Raw genomic sequence first — 18,321 nt, 5'->3', positions numbered from 1 at the left:
AGCTAGTGCGCTGGTGCAGCGCCTTGGCTGTCCACCCAGTCACACAGGGCGGCCAAGGGCATTGGTTTGGCAAAGTAATAGCCTTGGCCGATATCGCAGCCCAGCGCTTTCAGGCGTGCGGCTTGCGCGGCGGTTTCAACCCCTTCGGCCACGGTGGCCAGATTTAGCCGGCGCGCCAGCGCAATAATCATCTCCACATACAGGCTGTTGCCCGAGCTGGCCAGATCGTCAACAAAGCTCTTATCAATTTTTAGCCGGTCAAATGACAGTGTGCGTAGCTGCCCCAGCGATGAATAGCCAGTGCCAAAATCATCGATGGCTACTTCCAATCCCAGCGCGCGCAAACTGGCCAATTGCTGGCGGACGGTTTCTGGCTCGTCCATCGCGATGCTTTCGGTGATTTCCAGCTCTAAGGCACGTGCAGGCACTTGATACTGCGCCAGTAGCTGCTGAATGCGCTCCAGCAGCAGCCCGCTGCGAAATTGCACCATGCTGATATTGACCGCAATGCGCACATGGCCCACGCCACATGCAGCCAGCTGCTGATAGGCCTTGCAGGCTTGCTCCAGGACCCAATCACCCAGCTCGATAATGAGCCCGGCATATTCGGCCAGCGGGATAAACACTGCCGGCGGATGCACAAAGCCTTGTTCACCCGGCCAGCGCAGCAAAGCTTCCACCCCGCAAATCTGCCGGCTGCCCAGATCCAGTTGCGGCTGGAACCACAATTGCAGCTGGTCGGCGGCAAAAGCCGCGCGCAGTTGCTGAATCACTTCATGCCGCCAGCGGGTTTGGGCTTCCATCTGCGGGTTAAACAGTGCGCATTGTGGTGGCGGGTTATGTTTGGCCTGATTGAGCGCCATATGGGCTTGTTCGAGCAATTGAGCGCCGGTGGTGCTTTCCTGCTCAATATTGCGCAGGCCCAGCGCAATCTGCACGGGGAGTGCATGCTGCGCAACCTGGAGCGGCGCTTTAAATAGCGCGAATAATGCCTCTTGATTAATCAGGCTTTGCGGGCCGCAAAGGGCAAATACATCGTTAGCTAGCCGAGCCAGTAGTACCGATTCGGCAGCGCAATGCTGATTTAAGCGGGTGGCTACCGCGCACAGGAGGGCATTGCCGGTGCTGTAACCGAGTGCATCATTGATGTCGGCAAACCGATTCAAATCTAGCACCGCCAAGCTCTGCCCTTGCAAGCTGCTGCGCGCCTCGAGCGCCCCCAAGAGGCCATGGCGGTTGGGTAGGCCGGTAAGCTCGTCGTGGTAGGCCAGATAATTGAGGCGTTCGAGCTGGCGCAAATGGCCATAGCAAGCCGAGGTATTGGCCGCAAACACATTCGCCAGCTGGGCGAAGTGCACAAATTCGGTGAGTGCAGCGGCAAATTGCAGGTAAATCACGGCCTGATCAAGCCCCGCTTGCAAATGCAGCCACATTTCCCGCGAATCAAAATGATGATTCGAGCTAGGGATGGGCCGGCGCGCCAAGATGCTTTCAGCCTGGCCGGCCAGCGCCGGGCTAATGGCGCCAATGAGGGCCGTTTGGCCTGGCGCGGTCGGCAGTTGTGCCACTAGTCCTTGGCATTCACGGCCAAAAATCGCACTGGCATTAGCCAGAATAATGCGGGAAAACTCACCGAATTCGCGGCATTCCATCAGCTGCATTTCGGTATGTACGATCATTTCCAGCCCGCGGCGATTGTTCGACAGCGTGCAGATTTGCTCATAGCTGCGTAGCGCGGCGGAAATCGAGGTGATGAGCCGGTTGCTGGTGAGCTCGGTTTTCAGGCGGTAATCGTTGATATCGTGCAGATTAAAAATTCCCGGCTCCGGGGCGTAGCCCGGCTGGCCGGTGCGCAAAATAATCCGTACTTCTTTCAGGCCCAAAATACCGCGGATTTTCGCGACTAAATCCAGCCCCGCAAAGTCGTCTTCCATTACCACATCGAGCAAGATGACGGCAAAATCATTGCGCTGGCGCAGCAGCTCAAAGGCTTGCTGCCCGCTGTAGGCGTGCGAGAGCGCAATCGGGCGACCCAAAAGCTGCAGGTTTTTTAACACCAGCTGGGTGCTCAGATGCACATCTTCTTCGTCGTCGACCACCAGAATCTGCCAGGGCGGGCTGCCAGGCTGCTGATGAGGATCTTCCGGGGCGAACTGCAGGTAGTCTTGGCTCATGGATCTTTGGTCAAAGTGCTGTAGTTCACAACGCAAAATGTTGGGCGTAATCCTCAGTATTATGGCCGAGCATGGACGAAAGACCTAAAACCGGCAAAGATGGTGTTCCGTATTTGCTTCTGTTTGCTACGCGCCGCTGTCAATGAAACGTCTTTCTGCTCTGGCCTGGCCTCTGTGCTATTTAGGCGCCGCGTTACTCGATCAAACCATGTTGGTGGCTGGGCAAAGCTATGGCCCATTGAATTTATCCGTGGGTATTGCGCTGCTGGCCATGCTGGAAAAGGGCTTTGGCGTTATACCCTGGCTGAGTTTGGCTGTTTTGGCCGCGCAATTATTGCCAGCCGCGCTGCAGCCTAATCTACCTTTGGTGTTGGCTGAGCTCGCCAGTGTGGCGGCGATCACGGTGGCCTTGCGTCCGGTTTATCAGAAAAGTGTCTGGGCGGTCAGCGATGCTTTACAGCTCTTGCTCTGTAGTGGCGGGATCGGCGCTACATTGTTTTGGCTGCTGCACACGCTGTTGGCCACGAGCCTGGGTTGGTATTGGGATACGCATTCGGCGCCCATGAGCTGGCTGGCCTTTACCTTATCCTGTTTGCTGTGCGTGACCGGTTATCGCAGCTTTATTCTGGATCGCAAGCTGTTGCGCGCCAATTGGCTAATCGAAACGACCACGGTCGTGACCGTCACCGCCTCGGGCGCGATGCTGATGCTGGGTAATTTTGATGTAGCTAGTTTGCAATTCACCTATCTGTGCTTCCCCTTGATGGTGTGGGCTGCGCTGCGCTTGGGGCAGATCAGCAATAGCCTCTTGATCACGGTGATCTTGCTGATTTTGGCCAGTGCGCCGGTGCGGGCAGTGATGAGCGATGGGCTGGTGGTGGCGCAGCAGTTTCTGTTGCTGATCGCGCTGCAAACCGGGATCTGGCTGGCGGTGGTACGCCGAGAAAATGCCTTGGCGATGGCCGAAGCCAAAGTGGCCAAGCAAGTCTTTCAGCATGCCTCGGAAGGCATCATGATGATCTCGGCCGATCATCGTCTGCTGGCCGTCAATCCGGCCTTTACCCGCATAACCGGTTATAGCGAAGGTGAAGCGGTGGGGCGCCCATCGCGGATTTTTGATACTCGCCCTGGCAACCCCAATTTATACCAGAGCATGCTGCTTGAGCAGCTCAGCGCCCACGGTCACTGGGAAGGCGAAATGCTGGATAAGCGCAAAAGTGGCGAGCTGTATCCGGCGTGGTTGTCGATCAGCGCGGTGCACGATCACGAAGGCCGGCTTTCGCGCTATGTGGGTGTGTTTTCCGATTACACCAGCCGCAAACAGGCCGAGCAAAGGGCGACTTTTCTGGCGACCCACGATTCGCTCACTGGGCTGTATAACCGCAATGGTTTTCATGAGGCGCTATCGCAAGCGCTCACCCGCGCCAGCACCAAGCGCCGTGGCTTGGCGCTGCTGTTTATCGATCTGGATCGGTTTAAATCCATTAATGATACGTTGGGCCACGATGTGGGCGATCAGCTCCTGCGGATTGTGGCGCAGCGCCTGCGCCAGCATTTAAAGCAGGATGACATCATCGCTCGCCTGGGCGGCGATGAATTTACCGTGGTGCTGGAAAATATTCATCAGGTGAATCAGGCCGCCCAAGTGGCCGAGCGTATTTTGCAGGCCCTGGCCGAAAGCTATCATCTGCACGGGCAGGAGCTTTTTGTCACTGGCTCGATTGGCATCAGCATGTATCCCAACGATGGCTCGCATGCCATGCAGCTGATGCGCAATGCCGATCTGGCCATGTACCGCGCCAAAGATCTGGGCAAAAACGCGCTGCAGTTTTATGCGCAGGAAATGAATCGCGAAAGTAGCCAGCAGTTTTCGCTGCAATCGGCGCTGCGTTTCGCGCTGGAGCGCCAGCAATTTAGTCTGGTGTTTCAGCCGCAAATGAATCTGGCCACTGGCCAGCTCAGCGGCATGGAATGCCTGCTGCGCTGGCAGCATCCGGAATTGGGCTGGATTTCGCCGGCCGAGTTTATTCCGCTGGCTGAAGAAACCGGCATGATTATCCCGATCGGACATTGGGTTTTGCGCCAGGCCTGCCTCACCGCCGAGAGCTGGCGCCAGGCCGGCATTATGGTGCCCAAGATGGCGGTGAATCTGTCGGTGCGGCAGTTTAAGCCCGGGGTGCTGGTGGATCAGGTGGCCACGGTGCTGGCCGATACTGGCTTTCCGCCATATTTGCTGGAATTAGAAGTCACCGAAAGCCTGATTATGCGTCGCCTCAATGAAGCGGTGCAGATTATGGATGCGCTGAAAATGATGGGCGTGAGCCTGGCGATCGATGACTTTGGCACCGGTTATTCTTCGCTTTCGCAGCTGAAAAACCTGCCACTGGATATCCTGAAAATCGATCGCTCCTTTGTTGAAGGGATTCCCGCCGATCAGGATGACACGGCGATTGCGCAAACGATTATTGCGATGGCCAAAAAACTCGGCCTCAGTGTGGTGGCTGAAGGGGTTGAAACGGTAGCGCAAATGCAAGCCCTGCGCGAAGCCGGCTGTGATTCGATGCAGGGATATTATTATTCGCGGCCACTTACGGCCGTGCAGATGGAAAATCTGATGCGTCGTTTACAAGGTATGCATTTGCGGGCGGAAGAAGTGGAGTCGGTGCAGGGCTAATTTATGCCCGTTTTGCTCAATTAGTGCGGCAGCCCCAGCCATAGCCCAAGTGGAATAAACATCAGGCTAAGCAAAGTGCCGGCGACCACCAGCGCCGCCACCAGCTCGGGGTCTTGCTGGTATTGCTCGGCAAATAGGTAATTGAGCACCGCCGGCGGCAGCGCGCCATACAGCAGTAAAATCCCGGCTTGGCCTGCGGGCAGTAGCTGGCTTAAGGGCCAGGCCAGCAGTAAACCCACCACGGGGCACAACAGCCCGCCCAGCAGCCCCGCGCGCCAGCGGGTGACTTTAAATTGCGCCATTCGGACCCCCAGTGCAAACAGCATCAGCGGAATTGCCACTTCGCCCAGCATCTTGATGGCTTTGGCCAGCCATTCCGGCAAGAGATAGCCACTGGCCTGCACGGCCAAGCCAGCGACTAAGGCCCAGATCATCGGGGTTTGTAGCACACTGAGTAGCGGTGCTCGTCGGTTAAAGAGTTTAATGCCGAGCGTGAAATGCAGCAGATTCAGGAGCACAAACACCGCAATCGCGGCTGGAAAAAGTGCCTCGCCAAAGGCAAATAGCCACAGTGGCAGGCCGATATTGCCCGTGTTGGTAAACATCTGCGGGGCACTAAAGGCCGCGCGGGCGTAGCCCAGCTGGCGCGCCACCAGCCATGCCACCGCGCCCGAACCTAATGTCACCACTAAAACCGCCAGCAGTAGCGGGCCATAATCGGTAAAAGATGCGTGTTTTTGCGTCATCGCGCTAAACACCAAGAGCGGCGAGAGCAGCTCTACATTCAGCCGATTTGTGGCGCTCATATCAATCGGCCGCCAGCGGGCATAGCCCCAGCCAAACAGCGCGATCAACAGTACCGGCGCAATAATCGGGAACAGCAGGGCAAGGGTCGTCACAAGGCGGGCTTCATTGGGCAGGGTTTAGCGCGCACCATACACCATTCGTTTGGCAAAACCTTTACGCAGCCAGCCCAGCTGATCAATGGCCAGCAAACCGAGCGAGCGGGCGTGCTTGAGCGGTGGGCTGGCGGTATCAAACAGGCTAATCAGGCTGTCGGTAAAATGCGTTACCAGGCCAGCATCACGCTGGCGTAGCTGGCGATAGCGCTGCAGTAGCGCTGGCTCTCCCAGCTCGGATTTGGGCGTATTGGCCAATAACTGAGCCAGAGTACTTGCGTCGCGCAGACCCAGATTCAGGCCTTGTCCCGCCACCGGATGCAGCGTTTGCGCCGCATTGCCGATCAAGACCACCCGCTGGCCAACGACCGAGTTGAGGGTTTTCAGCGCCAGCGGCCAGCTGGCACGCTCATGCACCGCGCTAAAGCCGCTAATCCGGTCGCTAAAGCGCTCGCTAACGGCCACCAGAAAATCCGCATCCGGCATGGCCAGGCGCGCCGCCGCTGCGCTAGGGCTTTGCGTCCAGACCAAGGTGTAATCGATACCGTTGGGGAGTAATGCTAGCGGGCCATCATCGGCAAAGCGCTCGTAGGCCATACCCCCATGAGGATGCTTGGGCGTGAGTCGGGCTAGCACCGCATGTTGCTGATAGGATTTCACCGTTTGCTGCACATCATGCAACTGGCTGAGCAATTGCCCACCATCGGCCAGCACCAGCAGCCGGCATGTCAGCGCGTGTGCGCCGCTGGGGGTGTCGATCTCGACTTGCGCATAGCGCGCCAGCTGGCGAATGCGGGTTACCTTGGCTTCGGTGAGGATAGGCGCCGACTCGCGCTGCAAGGTATCGAGCGCATGTTGGGCCAGCGCTTGATAGGGGACGGTCATCCCGAGCTGAGCGAGGCCCAGTTCCTCTGCCGCCAGCACCGTGCGCCCTAAGGTGCCCGCTTGCGAGACATGCACATGGGTAATGGGCGTAGCGGGCAGGCTGGCCGACCACAGACCGGCCTCTTGCAGCGCGGTGATGCTGGCCTGTGCAATGGCCAGCGCCCGAGGATCGGGGCCGACGCTGGCGCGCGCTTCGCAAAGCCAGACATCATGGCCGCTTTGCCGCAGTAATTGCAGCAGTAGGGCGCCCACCGGGCCACCACCAACAATCAATATTTCGACATGGGCAGGCAAAGTGCGATTTTGCATCGATTCAACCGTGCGGCGCGGCGCGCCAAAAAGCAGACAAGAACAGCAGTGTACCAGTTTGCCGGCCAGCCCCGCAGCGGGGCCGGCTAGGCTGATGGGCTAGCGCTTAGCCATTAACGGCCGGCGGCCATGATGGCCTCGATGTCGCTGGCGGTTTTCGGGCAATCGGCGGTCAGATTTTCATAGCCGTTGGCGGTGATCAGCACATCATCTTCGATCCGGATGCCGATATTGTGGAATGCTGCCGGCACATTGTCGGCCGGGCGGATATAAAAGCCAGGCTCTACCGTCAGCACCATGCCTGGCTGCAGCGAGCGCCATTGGCCATCGAGTTTGTAGCTGCCAACATCATGCACATCCAGCCCCATCCAGTGGCCAGTGCGGTGCATGTAAAACTGCCGGTAGCTGCCGGTTTCAAGCACTTCATCGAGGCTGCCGGTGAGAAAGCCCAAATCCAGCATGCCCTGCGCCAGCACGCGGGTTGCCGCATCATGCGGCGCATTCCAGGTGTCGCCCGGGCGGCAATGCGCCAACGCGGCTTCCTGCGCGGCGAGGGTGATGTCATACACCGCCCGTTGCTCGGGGCTAAAGCGCCCGCTGATGGGGAAGGTGCGGGTAATATCGCTGGCATAGCCGTGTAGCTCGCAACCGGCATCGATCAGCAATAATTCGCCGGCATTCAGGCGGGCATTGTTTTCGCCATAATGCAGCACGCAGGCATTGGCGCCACCCGCCACAATGCTGCCATAGGCCGGGAAACGGCTGCCTTGGCGATAGTAATCATGCAAAATTTCAGCTTCGACTTGGTATTCATACTGGCCCGGCTGGGTGAACTGCATGGCGCGGATATGCGCCTGGGCGTTGATCTGGCCCGCAGCGCGTAAAATACCGATCTCGAATTCGTCTTTGTGCAGGCGCATTTCATCCACCACGCCCCGCACATCAATCAGGCTATCTGGCGCAGTAACGCCGGTGCGCACCAGTGCGCGCACTTCATTGAGCCAGCGGTTAATTCGGTGATCCCAGCGCATTTCCTTGCCCAGCGGGTAGTAGATGCGCGGCTGGTTGGATAGGATGTCGAGCATTTTGCGATCGAGCTCATCGATCGAATAGGCCGCATCAAAACCAAAGGTATCGGCCGCCGCAGCGGGGCCGTAACGATAGCCATCCCAGATTTCGCGCTCGATGTCTTTCGGACGGCAAAATAAAATCTGCTCGGTGCGCGCTTCACCGATCACCAGCACCAGCACGGCATCGGGCTCAGTAAAGCCGGTTAGATAGTAAAAACTGGAATCAAAACGGAAAGGAAAACAGGTGTCGGCGTTGCGGGCGATTTCCTGAGTGGTCGGGATAATCACCACGCCGGGCGCCAATTGGCTGGCCAAGTTGGCGCGACGTTGCTGGCAGGTGCTAATCAGTTGATCCTGTTGCATGGGGCAATCCGGTTGCTGGTCAGATGATGCCCTGATTATACGGCCGCGCAGCGTGGCGCGGCCGGTAAAAATCAGCCTTTTGCCCTAGCGTTTTACCTGATTGAAGCGCGCAGTGTTTTCGACACCTTCAGCCCATGGCTCAAGCTTATCGCCAATCGCGCTATCGATGCTATTGAGCCGATCTTGCGGCGAGGGGTGGGTGCTAAACATCAGCGCCACCGTGCTATCGGCCGGATTAACCCGCCCCAGTAGCTGCAAGACGCTGACCATGGCGTACGGGTTGTAGCCGGCCTTGGCCGCTAGCTGCATACCCAGCTGGTCGGCTTCGAATTCATCGTTTTTATCCAGGCCGCGCACGAAAATCTCGGAGCCGGCTTTGCCGAGCTTTTCCCCCACTTTGGAGTAGGATTTATTGCTGTTGTAATCGGCTATCAGCGAAATAAGCTGGCTGCTGGCCAGCTGGGTTTTGCTGCTGGCGATGGCTTTAATTTGGTGTTTGCGGGTTACGTGGATGATTTCATGCGCCAGTACATTGGCGAGCTCCGCTTCGTTTTCCAGCCTATCCCACAGCCCGCGGGTAATCAGAATATAGCCCCCCGCCGCGGCAAAACTATTGATATTCGGGCTATCAATCACCCCAAAGCGCCAGTTCAGATTGGGCATATCTGATTGCAGTGCCACCCAGCGCCCCACCTGATTCACATAGCGCTGCAAGGCGCTATCGCGCACCAGTGGCGCGGCGCCGAGCAGATTGGCCATTACGCTGCGGCCCAATGCATCTTCCTGCTCGGGCCCCAGATTGCCAGAGCTGGCCTTGGCCGCATCCCCGGCATTACTCAGGATATTGATCGCAGTATTGAGGTTTTCGCCACTCAAGAGTTTATTCAGATCAATGGCCTGTGCACTGCCCATACTCGCGGCCATCAGGAGCGCCAGCATCGGTTTACACAGCGTAGTCAGGTCAGGAGAGAAAACGGGCCTAGGCATGATTTAGCGCCTCCGCATATTCGGGTTTTGCTGCTCTTCAGTGTTGTTGCCATTACTAGGAGTGATGGGGGTTACGCCCATGGCTTTCAGACCATAGTTCAAAGCCTGGATTTTTGCCTCATTGCCTGATACCGAATAGCCGTTCATCCGGTCCACTTCGGCCGGGTTAGGCGAGGCATTATTGATTTGTTCGGCGGTCAGGCCTTTCACGCCGGTGGTGACGGTTTTACCCGATGAGCCGGTACGCAACACATTGGATAGGGCGGCGCTGGAGCTTGTTTGCCCGCTGCTGGTACGCACATTCAAAAGCTTGATCCAGCCTTGCTGGCCATTGGGCAGGCGCACTTCCATCCAGGCGCCTTTGCGGCCGCGAATATCCACCTGCGTGTCGGTCGCCACGGGGGCCAGCACTTTGGCATCTAGAAAGGGCTTGTCACGTAAATCGGTTTTGCGGATCACTGTGCCCGATTCGGCAGCGGCCAGCGCACTAACCAGCAATAAAGAATAAAGGATGGTTTTCATGCTTTCACCTGCGGTTTAAAAAGGGTGACCGCTTGCTCGCGGCCCTTCACACTGTGCGTGCCCTGATTAATAAAATCATACACCTGACTGCCGCTGGCCGTGCAGGCGATCTGTGTGTCATTGGAAACCAGAATCCGGCTCACGCCTTTGGTGAGGCCTTCAATGCGCGAGGCGAGATTCACAGTGTCGCCAATCGCGGTGTAATCCAGCCGGCTATCGGCGCCGATAAAGCCCACCACCGCTGGGCCGGTATGAATGCCGATGCCAATATCAAAGGCCTCGACATCAAATTGCGCGCCTTGCGCGGCCAGTTCCTGCTTGAATATATCCAGTTCACGCGACATATCTAGCGCGGCGGCAATGGCTCGCTCGGCATGGCGCGGGTCATCCACCGGCGCACCCCAGAAAGCCATGATGGCATCGCCAATAAATTTATCCAGCGTGCCGCCGTGCTTGAAAATCACCGCCACCTGGCGCGAGAAGTAGCGGTTGAGCAGCTCGACCATAAACTCGGGCGATTGGCTTTCCGATAGCGTGGTAAAGCCACGAATATCCGAAAACAGCACGCTCACTTCGCGCGACTGGGCTTTCTGGCCCACATTGATTTGCCCATTGGCAATCAGCTCGCCCACCACACGGGAATCCAGAAAACGCGAAAACATCGCAATGGCCTGTTCACGGCTGGCTTTTTCGGCCAGATACGCCATCAGGGCTGCCAACCAGAAATAAGTCCAACTCCACACCAGCGGGCCGGCTACCGGCAGATAGAGCTGCCGACTTAAGGCCCAGCGACTCAGTAGGATGGCAAAGAGCGTGATGGCCAACATACCGCCACCCAGTATTAGCGTGTTGGTCTTGATATGAAAGCCGTACAGCAGTATACCCATGATAAGAAGGCCCGCCCCAATCAGCGGCCAGCGTGGGCTATCGCGCAGCCAGTCGCCATGGCGCAGATTGTCGATCGCGGTGGCCAATATTTCGACCCCCGGGTAACTTTGGCTCAGTGGCGTCGGGCGCAAATCCTGCAAGCCCGGTGCCGCGGTGCCGATCAGCACAATTTTGCCGCGAAATTCATTGGCGGGGCGTGGGTTGTTGGCGCTATTGGCGGCTTGGTACAGGCTGCTGTAGCTGATGTGCGGATGCGCTTGTTGCCAATTAAGCCGAAAGCGGGTGGGCAGTGGCTGCTCGGGCGCCAGCCAGTGTTGATCCAGTGCCAGCCGATAGGGGAGTGATGGCAGCTGCCAGCCAGCCACTGCGTCATAAAACAGATAATGTCGGCCAATGCCGTCGTCATCGGCGGCAAAATTAATCAGCCCACCGCGCCAGGCCTCGGGCGCCAGCACCGTGGGTAGCAGTAAAACGGCAGCGGCATCGCTGGCGGCCTGGGCCGTGCGGCGCAGGCCCACGCTGGCAGGCAGTTTGGCTAACAGCTGGGGGGTACCGTCTTCTAGCCGAGTCTGGGCAAAGTATAGATTGGGATACTGGCTGGCGGTATCGCGTAAGAGCGCATCGGATTCGGTGCCAAACGTGTCCGGCTCATTGAACATGATGTCGAACACAATCGCAGCTGGCTGTTGCGCCGCCAGATAGTCGATCAGCTCGGCGTGTACCGAGCGCGGCCATGGCCATTTGCCGGCCACTTCGTTCATCTCTTCCAGACTTTTCTGGTCGATGTCGACAATCACCACGTCGCTGCTGGCCGCGCGGGTGGCGCTATGCTGGCGCAGCAGCCAGTCGCCCAGCTGCCAATCCAGCCGGCGCGTGAGTTGCAGCCCGGCCAGATCGGTGACCAACAGGACGGCAAGCAGAAAAAACAGAGAGAAAAACGACAGGCGGCGCAGCATGGCGGGTTCCAGAGTTCGCTAAGCGCTTTATAACCGTTCTAACCTGTCTGAACAATTAATTTGCGCACTCGCCGCGCCGGCCGTGAGCTAGCGCTTTAATAGGCGTGGTTGGGGCCGCCCAGGCCGGCAAAACACACTTTGAGCATATGCTGGATGATGGCTTCGTTATCGAGCTTGCTGTAGCGCTGCAAAAATTCCACCGCCGGATCGCACGTACGCGAGTAATAGCTAAACAAAATCACGTCGCTGGGCAGGTCGGGGTTCAGGTCGCCGGCTTTTTGCGCCTTGCTGACCAGTTTTTCCAGCTGGTGATTGAGCTTCAGGATGCGTGCCACGTATTTCAAATTACGGGTGAGCATATCGCGTACATGGGCGCTGGTGCTGGGCAGGAAGGGCATGCCGCCTTCCAGCCGCACTCGCAGTGCCCATTCCAGCATGGCGCTGATCTGCTCGATGGGGCTGAGATTGCGATCCAGCTGGTCGAGAAAATCGATGGCGCCATCAATCAGGCGGATCATGGCCTCGCCAATCAGCTCTTCTTTGGATTTGAAGTGCTTATACAGGCTGGGCTTGGAGATGCCGACCGCATTGGCCACATCGTCCATCGTCATCAGGTCATAGCCTTTGTCTTTCAGGATGTCGGTGGTCGCATCCAGGATCGCGTTTTCGCGCAATTTGAAGGCTTGATCTTTAAAACTGAGTTTGCTGAGGATACTCATCTGTGTATTTTGCTACTGAGTAGTAGATTTTATTTCGAACTGGTAGTAATGTTATCACCAGCAAGCGCATTTTTACATCCCGCAAAACGATAAACGGTGTGAATCATGGCCAATCAGCCACAAAAAATTGCAGTGATCGGGGCCGGCATCAGCGGTCTGGCCAGTGCCTACTTCCTGCAACGTGAACATCAGGTCACCCTTTTTGAGGCCGGCCACTATCTGGGCGGCCATACCAACACGGTAGAAGTGACGCTAGAAGGCCACACTTTTCCGGTCGATACCGGTTTTCTGGTCTTCAACGAGCGCACTTATCCCAATCTCTTAGCGCTGTTTGCCGAGCTGAACGTCGAGCATTACGCCACCGATATGTCGTTTGGCGTGTCGCTGAACGATGGCGCGCTGGAATGGGCGGGTACCAATCTCGATACCGTGTTTGCCCAGCGTAGCAATCTACTTAAACCGAGCTTTTTGGGCATGTTGCGCGATATTCTGCGTTTTAATGCCGCCGCGGTAGATAATCTGCAACGCGCCAGCCAAGAAGGGCTGAATTTAGGCGAACTATTGCAGCTAGATGGCTATGGCGCGGCGTTTCGTGATCAGTACTTGCTGCCGATGGCAGCGGCCATCTGGTCGAGTTCGCCCAATGATATTCTGACTTTCCCTGCGGCGACTTTCCTACGCTTTTGCCTCAACCACGCGCTACTGCAAGTGAATAACCGCCCGCAGTGGTTCACCGTGGCCGGCGGCGGGCGCGAGTATGTGCGCAAAATCGCCGGTACATTAAGCGATGTGCGGCTCAATAGCCCGGTGAGCCAAGTGCAGCGCACGCCCGATGGCGTGGCCATTACCAGCGCCGCCGGCACTGAATATTTTGATGCGGTGGTGTTTGCCACGCATGCGCCACAAACGCTGGCCATGCTGGCCGATGCCAGCCCGACCGAGCGCGCGGTGCTTAGCGCCGTGCGCTATCAGCCCAATACCGCATATTTGCACACCGATGTGCGCCAGCTGCCGCGGCGGCCAAAAGTCTGGTCGGCGTGGAATTACCTCGGTGGCGCCCAAGTGGGTGATGAGCGCCCAGTGTGCGTGAGCTATCTCTTGAATCAACTGCAGCGCCTACCGTGCCAGCAGGCGGTGGTGGTGACGCTCAATCCGTTTACCGAGCCGGCGCCCGAACAAACCCTAGCGCGCTTTGAGTACGAGCATCCGGTGTTTGACCAAGCGGCAATCAATGCCCAGCAAGCGCTCGCCACTATTCAGGGGCAGGATCGGGCCTGGTTTGCCGGCGCCTGGACCGGCTATGGTTTTCACGAAGACGGCTTGAAATCCGCGCTGCGCGTGGTGGCCGATTTTGGCCTGGCGCCCGACTGGGCGAGGTTAAGCTAATGCAGCCCGCCGCCTATTTGCTGCGCGGGCAGGTGATGCATGATCGCCTGCGCCCCAGTCGCAACCGCTTTGTATATCCGGTGTTTTGCCTGCGCCTGAATCTTGATCGGCTTAGCGATGCCGGCAATGCCTGGCTGGGTATCGATCGCTGGCGGCCGGTGTGCCTGCGCACCCGTGACTACGGCCCGCGCGATGGCAGCGATCTGGCGCACTGGGCGCGGCAATTACTGGCAGCGCAGCAGATCAGCGCCGATGGCGAAATCTGGCTGCAAACCTTCCCCCGCGTGCTGGGGTTTGTGTTTAACCCGGTGAGTTTCTGGTATTGCCATGACCGCAGCGGCGCGCTGGTGGCGGTGTTGGCCGAGGTAAACAATACCTTTGGCGATACCCATAGGTATCTCTTGCTAGGCCAAGATGGAAAAGCGATTGGGGCCGATACCCCGCTGTATGCCCGCAAATTAATGCATGTGTCGCCGTTTTGTGCGGTGACTGGCCATTACGAATTCAGAGTGCGCGAAACCGCGCAGACCAGCCTGATGGCGATTGATTATCACGATGAACACGGCTTGCTGTTGAAAACCGCGATTGGCGGCCATCGCCAGCCGCTGACCGCGCGCAATCTGGCGCAGGCCCTGCTGGCTCAGCCCTTGCTTACGCTGGGCGTGATAGGCCGTATTCATTGGCAAGCCCTCAAATTATGGTGGAAAAAAGTGCCGTTTTACCGGCAGCCGGCCAGCCCTGTGCCGGCGCTGAGCGTGCAAGGCGCCCCCTTGCCGGCCGTGATCGAGCAGGAGACACAAGCATGAGCCAAACCCGAACTCTCGCCTCAACTGCCCAGCGCAGTGCTGCCATGCCGGCGGCCGCGCGGGTGTTTTTATCGCTACTGGGCCGCTTGCAGCAGGGCCATTTGCAGCTGCAAACCCCCGAGGGTGATTACCTGACTTTCGGTAATCTGCATGAGCCGCCCAGCGCGTTTTTGCAGATTAGCGATTGGCGCGCCTGCCAGCGGATTTTACAGGCTGGTGATATTGGTTTTGCTGAAAGCTATCAGGCTGGCTGGATTGATAGCCCCGACCTGACTTCGCTGCTGCGGTTGGCGATCCGCAACGAGGCGGTGCTGGAGCAAATGCTGTTTGGCGGCTGGCTGGGTAAGCTGTGGTATCGCCTCAAACACCTGCTGCGCGCCAATACTCGCCGCGGGAGCCAGAAAAACATTCATGCCCATTACGACATCGGCAATGATTTTTACCGCTTGTGGCTGGACCCGAGTTGGACTTATTCCAGCGCGGTGTTTGCCGGCGACCTGCAGCAAAGCCTGCAGGCGGCGCAGGTGGCGAAATATCAGCGCATTATCGATGTGCTGGGCTTAAAAGCCGGCGATCGGGTGCTGGAAATCGGTTGCGGCTGGGGCGGCTTTGCCGAGCAAGCCGGCCGACAAGGCATTGCCGTGCATGGCATCACCATTTCGCCCTCGCAGCTGGCTGTGGCGCAAGCCCGCATCGATGCGGCGCGGCTCAATGATCTGGTGGCCTTGGAAATCTGCGATTACCGCGATCTCACGGGCCAATACGATGCGATTGTGTCGATCGAGATGTTCGAGGCGGTGGGCGAAGCCTATTGGCCCCGTTATTTCAGCACGGTGGCCGAACGCTTGAAACCGGGCGGTAAGGCGCTGGTGCAGTCCATCACCATTGATGAGGCCTATTTCGAGCGCTATCGCAGCGGCACCGATTTTATCCAGCAATACATTTTCCCCGGCGGCATGTTGCCGAGCCCAAGCGGTTTTGTGGCCCAAGCGGCCAAGGCTGGCCTGAGTACCGCCGAGCAATATCGCTTTGGCCCTGATTATGCCGAAACCCTGCGCCGCTGGCGGCAGGGCTTTGAAGCTGCGCTCGAGGCCGTGCGTGGGCAAGGCTTTGACGAGGCGTTTATCCGCATCTGGCGACTTTACCTGTGCTATTGCGAAGCGGGTTTCGACGAGGGGCGCACCGATGTCGTTCAATTCTGTTTGCAAAAGTAAACTCGCCCGGGGTATTGCCATCATGGCCTTCTGGGGATTTGGCTGGCAGCCGATACCTGCCTTGGCGAATGTCTGGCGCGCCGATTTGCCGCAGGCCAAAGTGGTGGGTAGTGGCGATTTGCACTGGCTGGGGCTGCGCATTTACACCGCGCGGCTGTGGAGCGAAAGCCCGCGTTTGCCGGCGGCCTGGGCCAGCGGCGTGCCGTTCGCGCTCGAGCTCACCTATCACCGCAGCATCAGTCGCGCGCAGTTTGTCAGCACCAGCAGCGATGAAATCGCCCGCTTGCTGGGCCCGCGCTATGACGAGGCCACTCGCCAGCGCTGGGAAGGGCTGATGCAGCGGGCATTTACCGATGTCGAGCCCGGCCAGCAGCTGATCGGGGTGTTCCGCCCCGGTGTGGGCTGCACGTTTTACAGTGCCGAGCGCCAGCTAGCCGAGATTCGCGATCCGCAATTTGCCGAGGCTTTCTTTGCCATCTGGCTCGATCCGCGTACCAAAGATCAGGGTTTGCGCGCCAAACTGCTGGGGGCGGCGCCATGACTACCGAGCGCACCGCGCCAGCGCAGGCCGCTAGCCCGGCGGGCAGCCAATCCCAGCTGGCTTTAGCCGCGTATGGGGCGCTGGGCCTGCCATTGGCGATGGCGGCTTTGCCGGTGTATGTGCAGATTCCGGCCTATTACAGCACGCAGCTGGGCTTGGCTTTGGCCGGTACGGGCTGGGTGCTGTTTTTAGCGCGGCTGGTCGATACCGTGCAAGACCCGTGGTTGGGGCGCTGGATTGATCGCTTGCAGGGTGCGGGTTTGCGGCGCTGGTTTTGGCTGGGTGCCATTTTGCTGGCGCTGGGTTTTAGTGGTTTGTGGTTGCCGCCAGTGAAGGGGGGGTATCTGCTGCTATGGCTTGGAGTGATGCTCGTGCTGGCCTATACCGCCCACAGTATGCTCAATATTGCCTACCTGGCCTGGGGGGCGCGGCTTGCGGGCAGTGTTCATTCGCCCATGCCCGAGGCCCAGCCTACGGCAGCAAGCGCGGCTAAAAATGATGACAAGTCACAGAATGTTGGCACAGCCGCGCCAGCGGCCGGTGGGCTCTTGCTCGGGGCGGCAGGTTGGCGCGAAGGGTTAGGGCTGGCTGGCGTGGTGGTGGCCAGCGTGGTACCGGCCTATTGGCTGGCACAGCCCGCGGCGGAACGCAGCAATGGCCTGTGGTGGTATTGCGGTTTTTTTGTGCTGGCCCTGCTACTTGGGGTGGGGCTATTGCAGCGCTGGGCGCCGGCGTGGCAGCGGGCGGCGGTCACTCAGCCCAGCTGGCGTGAAAGCTGGCAGCAATGGCGCGGTAATCGCCCTTTTGTGCGGCTGTGCTGGCCGTATTGGATTAACGCCGTATCGGTGGCCATACCCGCCACTTTGGCGCCGTTTTTCATTCAAGACCGGTTGCAGGCTGGCACGCAGATCGGGCTGTTTCTGGGTGCGTATTTTCTGGCGGCGGCAATTGGCCTGCCGCTGTGGGTGCGCCTCGCGGCCCGGCTGGGCACGCTGTGCACTTGGCGCTTGGGCATGTTGCTGGCTTTGCTGGCGTTTTGCGGTGCCAGCCTGTTGGGCGCCGGGGATAGCCAAGCGTATTTACTGATCTGCATTTTGGCTGGTTTGGCGCTGGGCGCCGATCTGGCTTTGCCACCGGTATTGCTGGCCGGCTGCATTCGGCCCGGCGAGGCGGCCGCCGGCTACTTTGGGCTGTGGACTTTGCTCGGCAAGCTGGCGCTGGCGGTTTCAGGCTTGGCGCTGCCGCTGCTGGCGCTGCTCGATTATCAGCCCGGCCAGCCTGCTGGGCCAGCGCTGGCTTGGGTTTACGCCGGTTTGCCATGCCTATTCAAGCTGGCAGCCCTGTGCTTATTGCGGCGCTATCCTGCGCCTGAACGTCTGGAGTCTCATCATGCGTAAATCGATTACCGCCACGCTATTGGCGGGTGTATGTGGCCTGCTGACGGCCTGCGCGGCACCCAAGGTGCACGAATATCAGGCGGCTAAGCCTGAGCTGGATCTGGTGCGCTATTTCAGTGGCCAGACCGAGGCCTGGGGCATGTTCCAACAACGCGGCGGCAAAGTGGTGAAGCGCTTTAAAGTCGACATTACCGGCACGTATCAGCAAGGCGCGCTGGTGCTGGATGAGCGCTTTGTGTACGACGATGGCAGCACACAGCAGCGGGTGTGGACTTTGCGCCAAGGCAGCGATGGCCGTTGGCGCGGCACCGCCGCCGATGTCGAAGGCGAAGCGCTGGGCGAGGTGGCCGGCAATGCCCTCAATTGGCGCTACACGCTGCGCCTGCCGGTCGATGGCAAAACCTATCACATGCAATTTGATGACTGGATGTTTCTGATTGACGAGAAAACCATGATCAACCGGGCCAGCATGTCCAAGTTTGGCATTGAGCTTGGGGAGGTCACGCTGTTCTTTCGCAAGAAGGAGTAGAC

General features: G+C 58.6%; 15 protein-coding genes. 7 read left to right on the top strand and 8 right to left on the bottom strand.

Going from position 1 to position 18,321, the window contains the following annotated elements; all coding sequences use genetic code 11:
- Positions 1–2: 2 nt before the first annotated feature.
- Complete coding sequence (locus L991_RS02860) at positions 3–2,174, bottom strand: bifunctional diguanylate cyclase/phosphodiesterase (protein ID WP_047392013.1); 2,172 nt, start codon at positions 2,172–2,174, stop codon at positions 3–5.
- A gap of 142 nt (positions 2,175–2,316) precedes the next feature.
- Here L991_RS02860 and L991_RS02855 point away from each other — a divergent pair, with 142 nt between their 5' ends.
- Entirely contained in the window at positions 2,317–4,848 is a 2,532-nt protein-coding gene (locus L991_RS02855) for a bifunctional diguanylate cyclase/phosphodiesterase (protein ID WP_052190534.1), read from the top strand.
- Positions 4,849–4,868: 20 nt separating this feature from the next.
- Here the strand turns inward: L991_RS02855 and L991_RS02850 are convergent, their stop codons facing one another.
- The 7 genes from L991_RS02850 to L991_RS02820 all read right to left on the bottom strand — a co-directional run bounded on the left by L991_RS02850 (position 4,869) and on the right by L991_RS02820 (position 12,446).
- Positions 4,869–5,747, bottom strand: a complete 879-nt coding sequence (locus L991_RS02850; protein WP_047392011.1) for an AEC family transporter — start codon at positions 5,745–5,747, stop codon at positions 4,869–4,871.
- A 24-nt stretch (positions 5,748–5,771) separates the two neighbouring features.
- A complete protein-coding gene (locus L991_RS02845; RefSeq protein ID WP_047392008.1) occupies positions 5,772–6,941 on the bottom strand; it encodes an FAD-dependent monooxygenase in 1,170 nt (389 codons plus the stop codon).
- A 113-nt stretch (positions 6,942–7,054) separates the two neighbouring features.
- The gene (gene pepP / locus L991_RS02840; RefSeq protein ID WP_047392006.1) at positions 7,055–8,374 is read right to left on the bottom strand and encodes a Xaa-Pro aminopeptidase; all 1,320 of its coding nucleotides are present in this window, start codon (positions 8,372–8,374) and stop codon (positions 7,055–7,057) included.
- Positions 8,375–8,458: 84 nt separating this feature from the next.
- Positions 8,459–9,361 (bottom strand): M48 family metalloprotease, encoded by a 903-nt coding sequence (locus tag L991_RS02835; protein ID WP_197053779.1) that lies wholly within the window; start codon positions 9,359–9,361, stop codon positions 8,459–8,461.
- A gap of 3 nt (positions 9,362–9,364) precedes the next feature.
- Positions 9,365–9,883, bottom strand: coding sequence for a hypothetical protein (locus L991_RS02830; RefSeq protein ID WP_047392002.1), 519 nt, complete (start codon positions 9,881–9,883; stop codon positions 9,365–9,367).
- Positions 9,880–11,727 (bottom strand): CHASE2 domain-containing protein, encoded by a 1,848-nt coding sequence (locus L991_RS02825; RefSeq protein ID WP_047391999.1) that lies wholly within the window; start codon positions 11,725–11,727, stop codon positions 9,880–9,882. The genes L991_RS02830 and L991_RS02825 overlap by 4 nt, the downstream gene beginning before the upstream one ends.
- A gap of 95 nt (positions 11,728–11,822) precedes the next feature.
- Positions 11,823–12,446 (bottom strand): TetR/AcrR family transcriptional regulator, encoded by a 624-nt coding sequence (locus L991_RS02820; protein WP_028449501.1) that lies wholly within the window; start codon positions 12,444–12,446, stop codon positions 11,823–11,825.
- Positions 12,447–12,551: 105 nt separating this feature from the next.
- Between L991_RS02820 and L991_RS02815 the strand changes: the two genes are divergently transcribed.
- Genes L991_RS02815 through L991_RS02790 form a run of 6 tightly spaced genes read left to right on the top strand, consistent with a single transcriptional unit; the run spans position 12,552 to position 18,319 of the window.
- Positions 12,552–13,832 (top strand): NAD(P)/FAD-dependent oxidoreductase, encoded by a 1,281-nt coding sequence (locus L991_RS02815; RefSeq protein WP_047391996.1) that lies wholly within the window; start codon positions 12,552–12,554, stop codon positions 13,830–13,832.
- Entirely contained in the window at positions 13,832–14,638 is an 807-nt protein-coding gene (locus tag L991_RS02810) for a DUF1365 domain-containing protein (protein WP_052190533.1), read from the top strand. The genes L991_RS02815 and L991_RS02810 overlap by 1 nt, the downstream gene beginning before the upstream one ends.
- A complete protein-coding gene (locus tag L991_RS02805) occupies positions 14,635–15,852 on the top strand; it encodes a cyclopropane-fatty-acyl-phospholipid synthase family protein (RefSeq protein WP_047391994.1) in 1,218 nt (405 codons plus the stop codon). Before L991_RS02810 ends, L991_RS02805 begins: the two co-directional genes overlap by 4 nt.
- The gene (locus L991_RS02800; protein ID WP_081986458.1) at positions 15,824–16,393 is read left to right on the top strand and encodes a chalcone isomerase family protein; all 570 of its coding nucleotides are present in this window, start codon (positions 15,824–15,826) and stop codon (positions 16,391–16,393) included. The genes L991_RS02805 and L991_RS02800 overlap by 29 nt, the downstream gene beginning before the upstream one ends.
- Positions 16,390–17,790 (top strand): MFS transporter, encoded by a 1,401-nt coding sequence (locus tag L991_RS02795; protein WP_052190532.1) that lies wholly within the window; start codon positions 16,390–16,392, stop codon positions 17,788–17,790. Before L991_RS02800 ends, L991_RS02795 begins: the two co-directional genes overlap by 4 nt.
- On the top strand, positions 17,783–18,319 hold the full coding sequence (locus L991_RS02790) for a DUF3833 domain-containing protein (RefSeq protein ID WP_028449496.1): 537 nt from the start codon (positions 17,783–17,785) through the stop codon (positions 18,317–18,319). Before L991_RS02795 ends, L991_RS02790 begins: the two co-directional genes overlap by 8 nt.
- Positions 18,320–18,321: the final 2 nt, after the last annotated feature.

It is taken from the genome of Chitinibacter sp. ZOR0017, assembly GCF_000799095.1.
GTDB classification, from domain to species: Bacteria; Pseudomonadota; Gammaproteobacteria; order Burkholderiales; family Chitinibacteraceae; genus Chitinibacter; species Chitinibacter tainanensis.
Note: the sequence above shows the minus strand (reverse complement) of the source record. Positions and strands in the feature narration are given on the sequence as shown.

What these genes read in the sequence shown, in the direction of transcription:
- L991_RS02830 (WP_047392002.1), bottom strand. Translation starts at nt 9,883, where the DNA reads ATGAAAACCATCCTTTATTCTTTATTGCTGGTTAGTGCGCTGGCCGCT.
- L991_RS02860 (WP_047392013.1), bottom strand. Translation starts at nt 2,174, where the DNA reads ATGAGCCAAGACTACCTGCAGTTCGCCCCGGAAGATCCTCATCAGCAG.
- L991_RS02800 (WP_081986458.1), top strand. Translation starts at nt 15,824, where the DNA reads ATGTCGTTCAATTCTGTTTGCAAAAGTAAACTCGCCCGGGGTATTGCC.
- L991_RS02815 (WP_047391996.1), top strand. Translation starts at nt 12,552, where the DNA reads ATGGCCAATCAGCCACAAAAAATTGCAGTGATCGGGGCCGGCATCAGC.
- L991_RS02795 (WP_052190532.1), top strand. Translation starts at nt 16,390, where the DNA reads ATGACTACCGAGCGCACCGCGCCAGCGCAGGCCGCTAGCCCGGCGGGC.
- L991_RS02845 (WP_047392008.1), bottom strand. Translation starts at nt 6,941, where the DNA reads ATGCAAAATCGCACTTTGCCTGCCCATGTCGAAATATTGATTGTTGGT.
- L991_RS02805 (WP_047391994.1), top strand. Translation starts at nt 14,635, where the DNA reads ATGAGCCAAACCCGAACTCTCGCCTCAACTGCCCAGCGCAGTGCTGCC.
- L991_RS02835 (WP_197053779.1), bottom strand. Translation starts at nt 9,361, where the DNA reads ATGCCTAGGCCCGTTTTCTCTCCTGACCTGACTACGCTGTGTAAACCG.
- L991_RS02855 (WP_052190534.1), top strand. Translation starts at nt 2,317, where the DNA reads ATGAAACGTCTTTCTGCTCTGGCCTGGCCTCTGTGCTATTTAGGCGCC.
- L991_RS02810 (WP_052190533.1), top strand. Translation starts at nt 13,832, where the DNA reads ATGCAGCCCGCCGCCTATTTGCTGCGCGGGCAGGTGATGCATGATCGC.
- L991_RS02820 (WP_028449501.1), bottom strand. Translation starts at nt 12,446, where the DNA reads ATGAGTATCCTCAGCAAACTCAGTTTTAAAGATCAAGCCTTCAAATTG.
- L991_RS02790 (WP_028449496.1), top strand. Translation starts at nt 17,783, where the DNA reads ATGCGTAAATCGATTACCGCCACGCTATTGGCGGGTGTATGTGGCCTG.
- pepP (WP_047392006.1), bottom strand. Translation starts at nt 8,374, where the DNA reads ATGCAACAGGATCAACTGATTAGCACCTGCCAGCAACGTCGCGCCAAC.
- L991_RS02825 (WP_047391999.1), bottom strand. Translation starts at nt 11,727, where the DNA reads ATGCTGCGCCGCCTGTCGTTTTTCTCTCTGTTTTTTCTGCTTGCCGTC.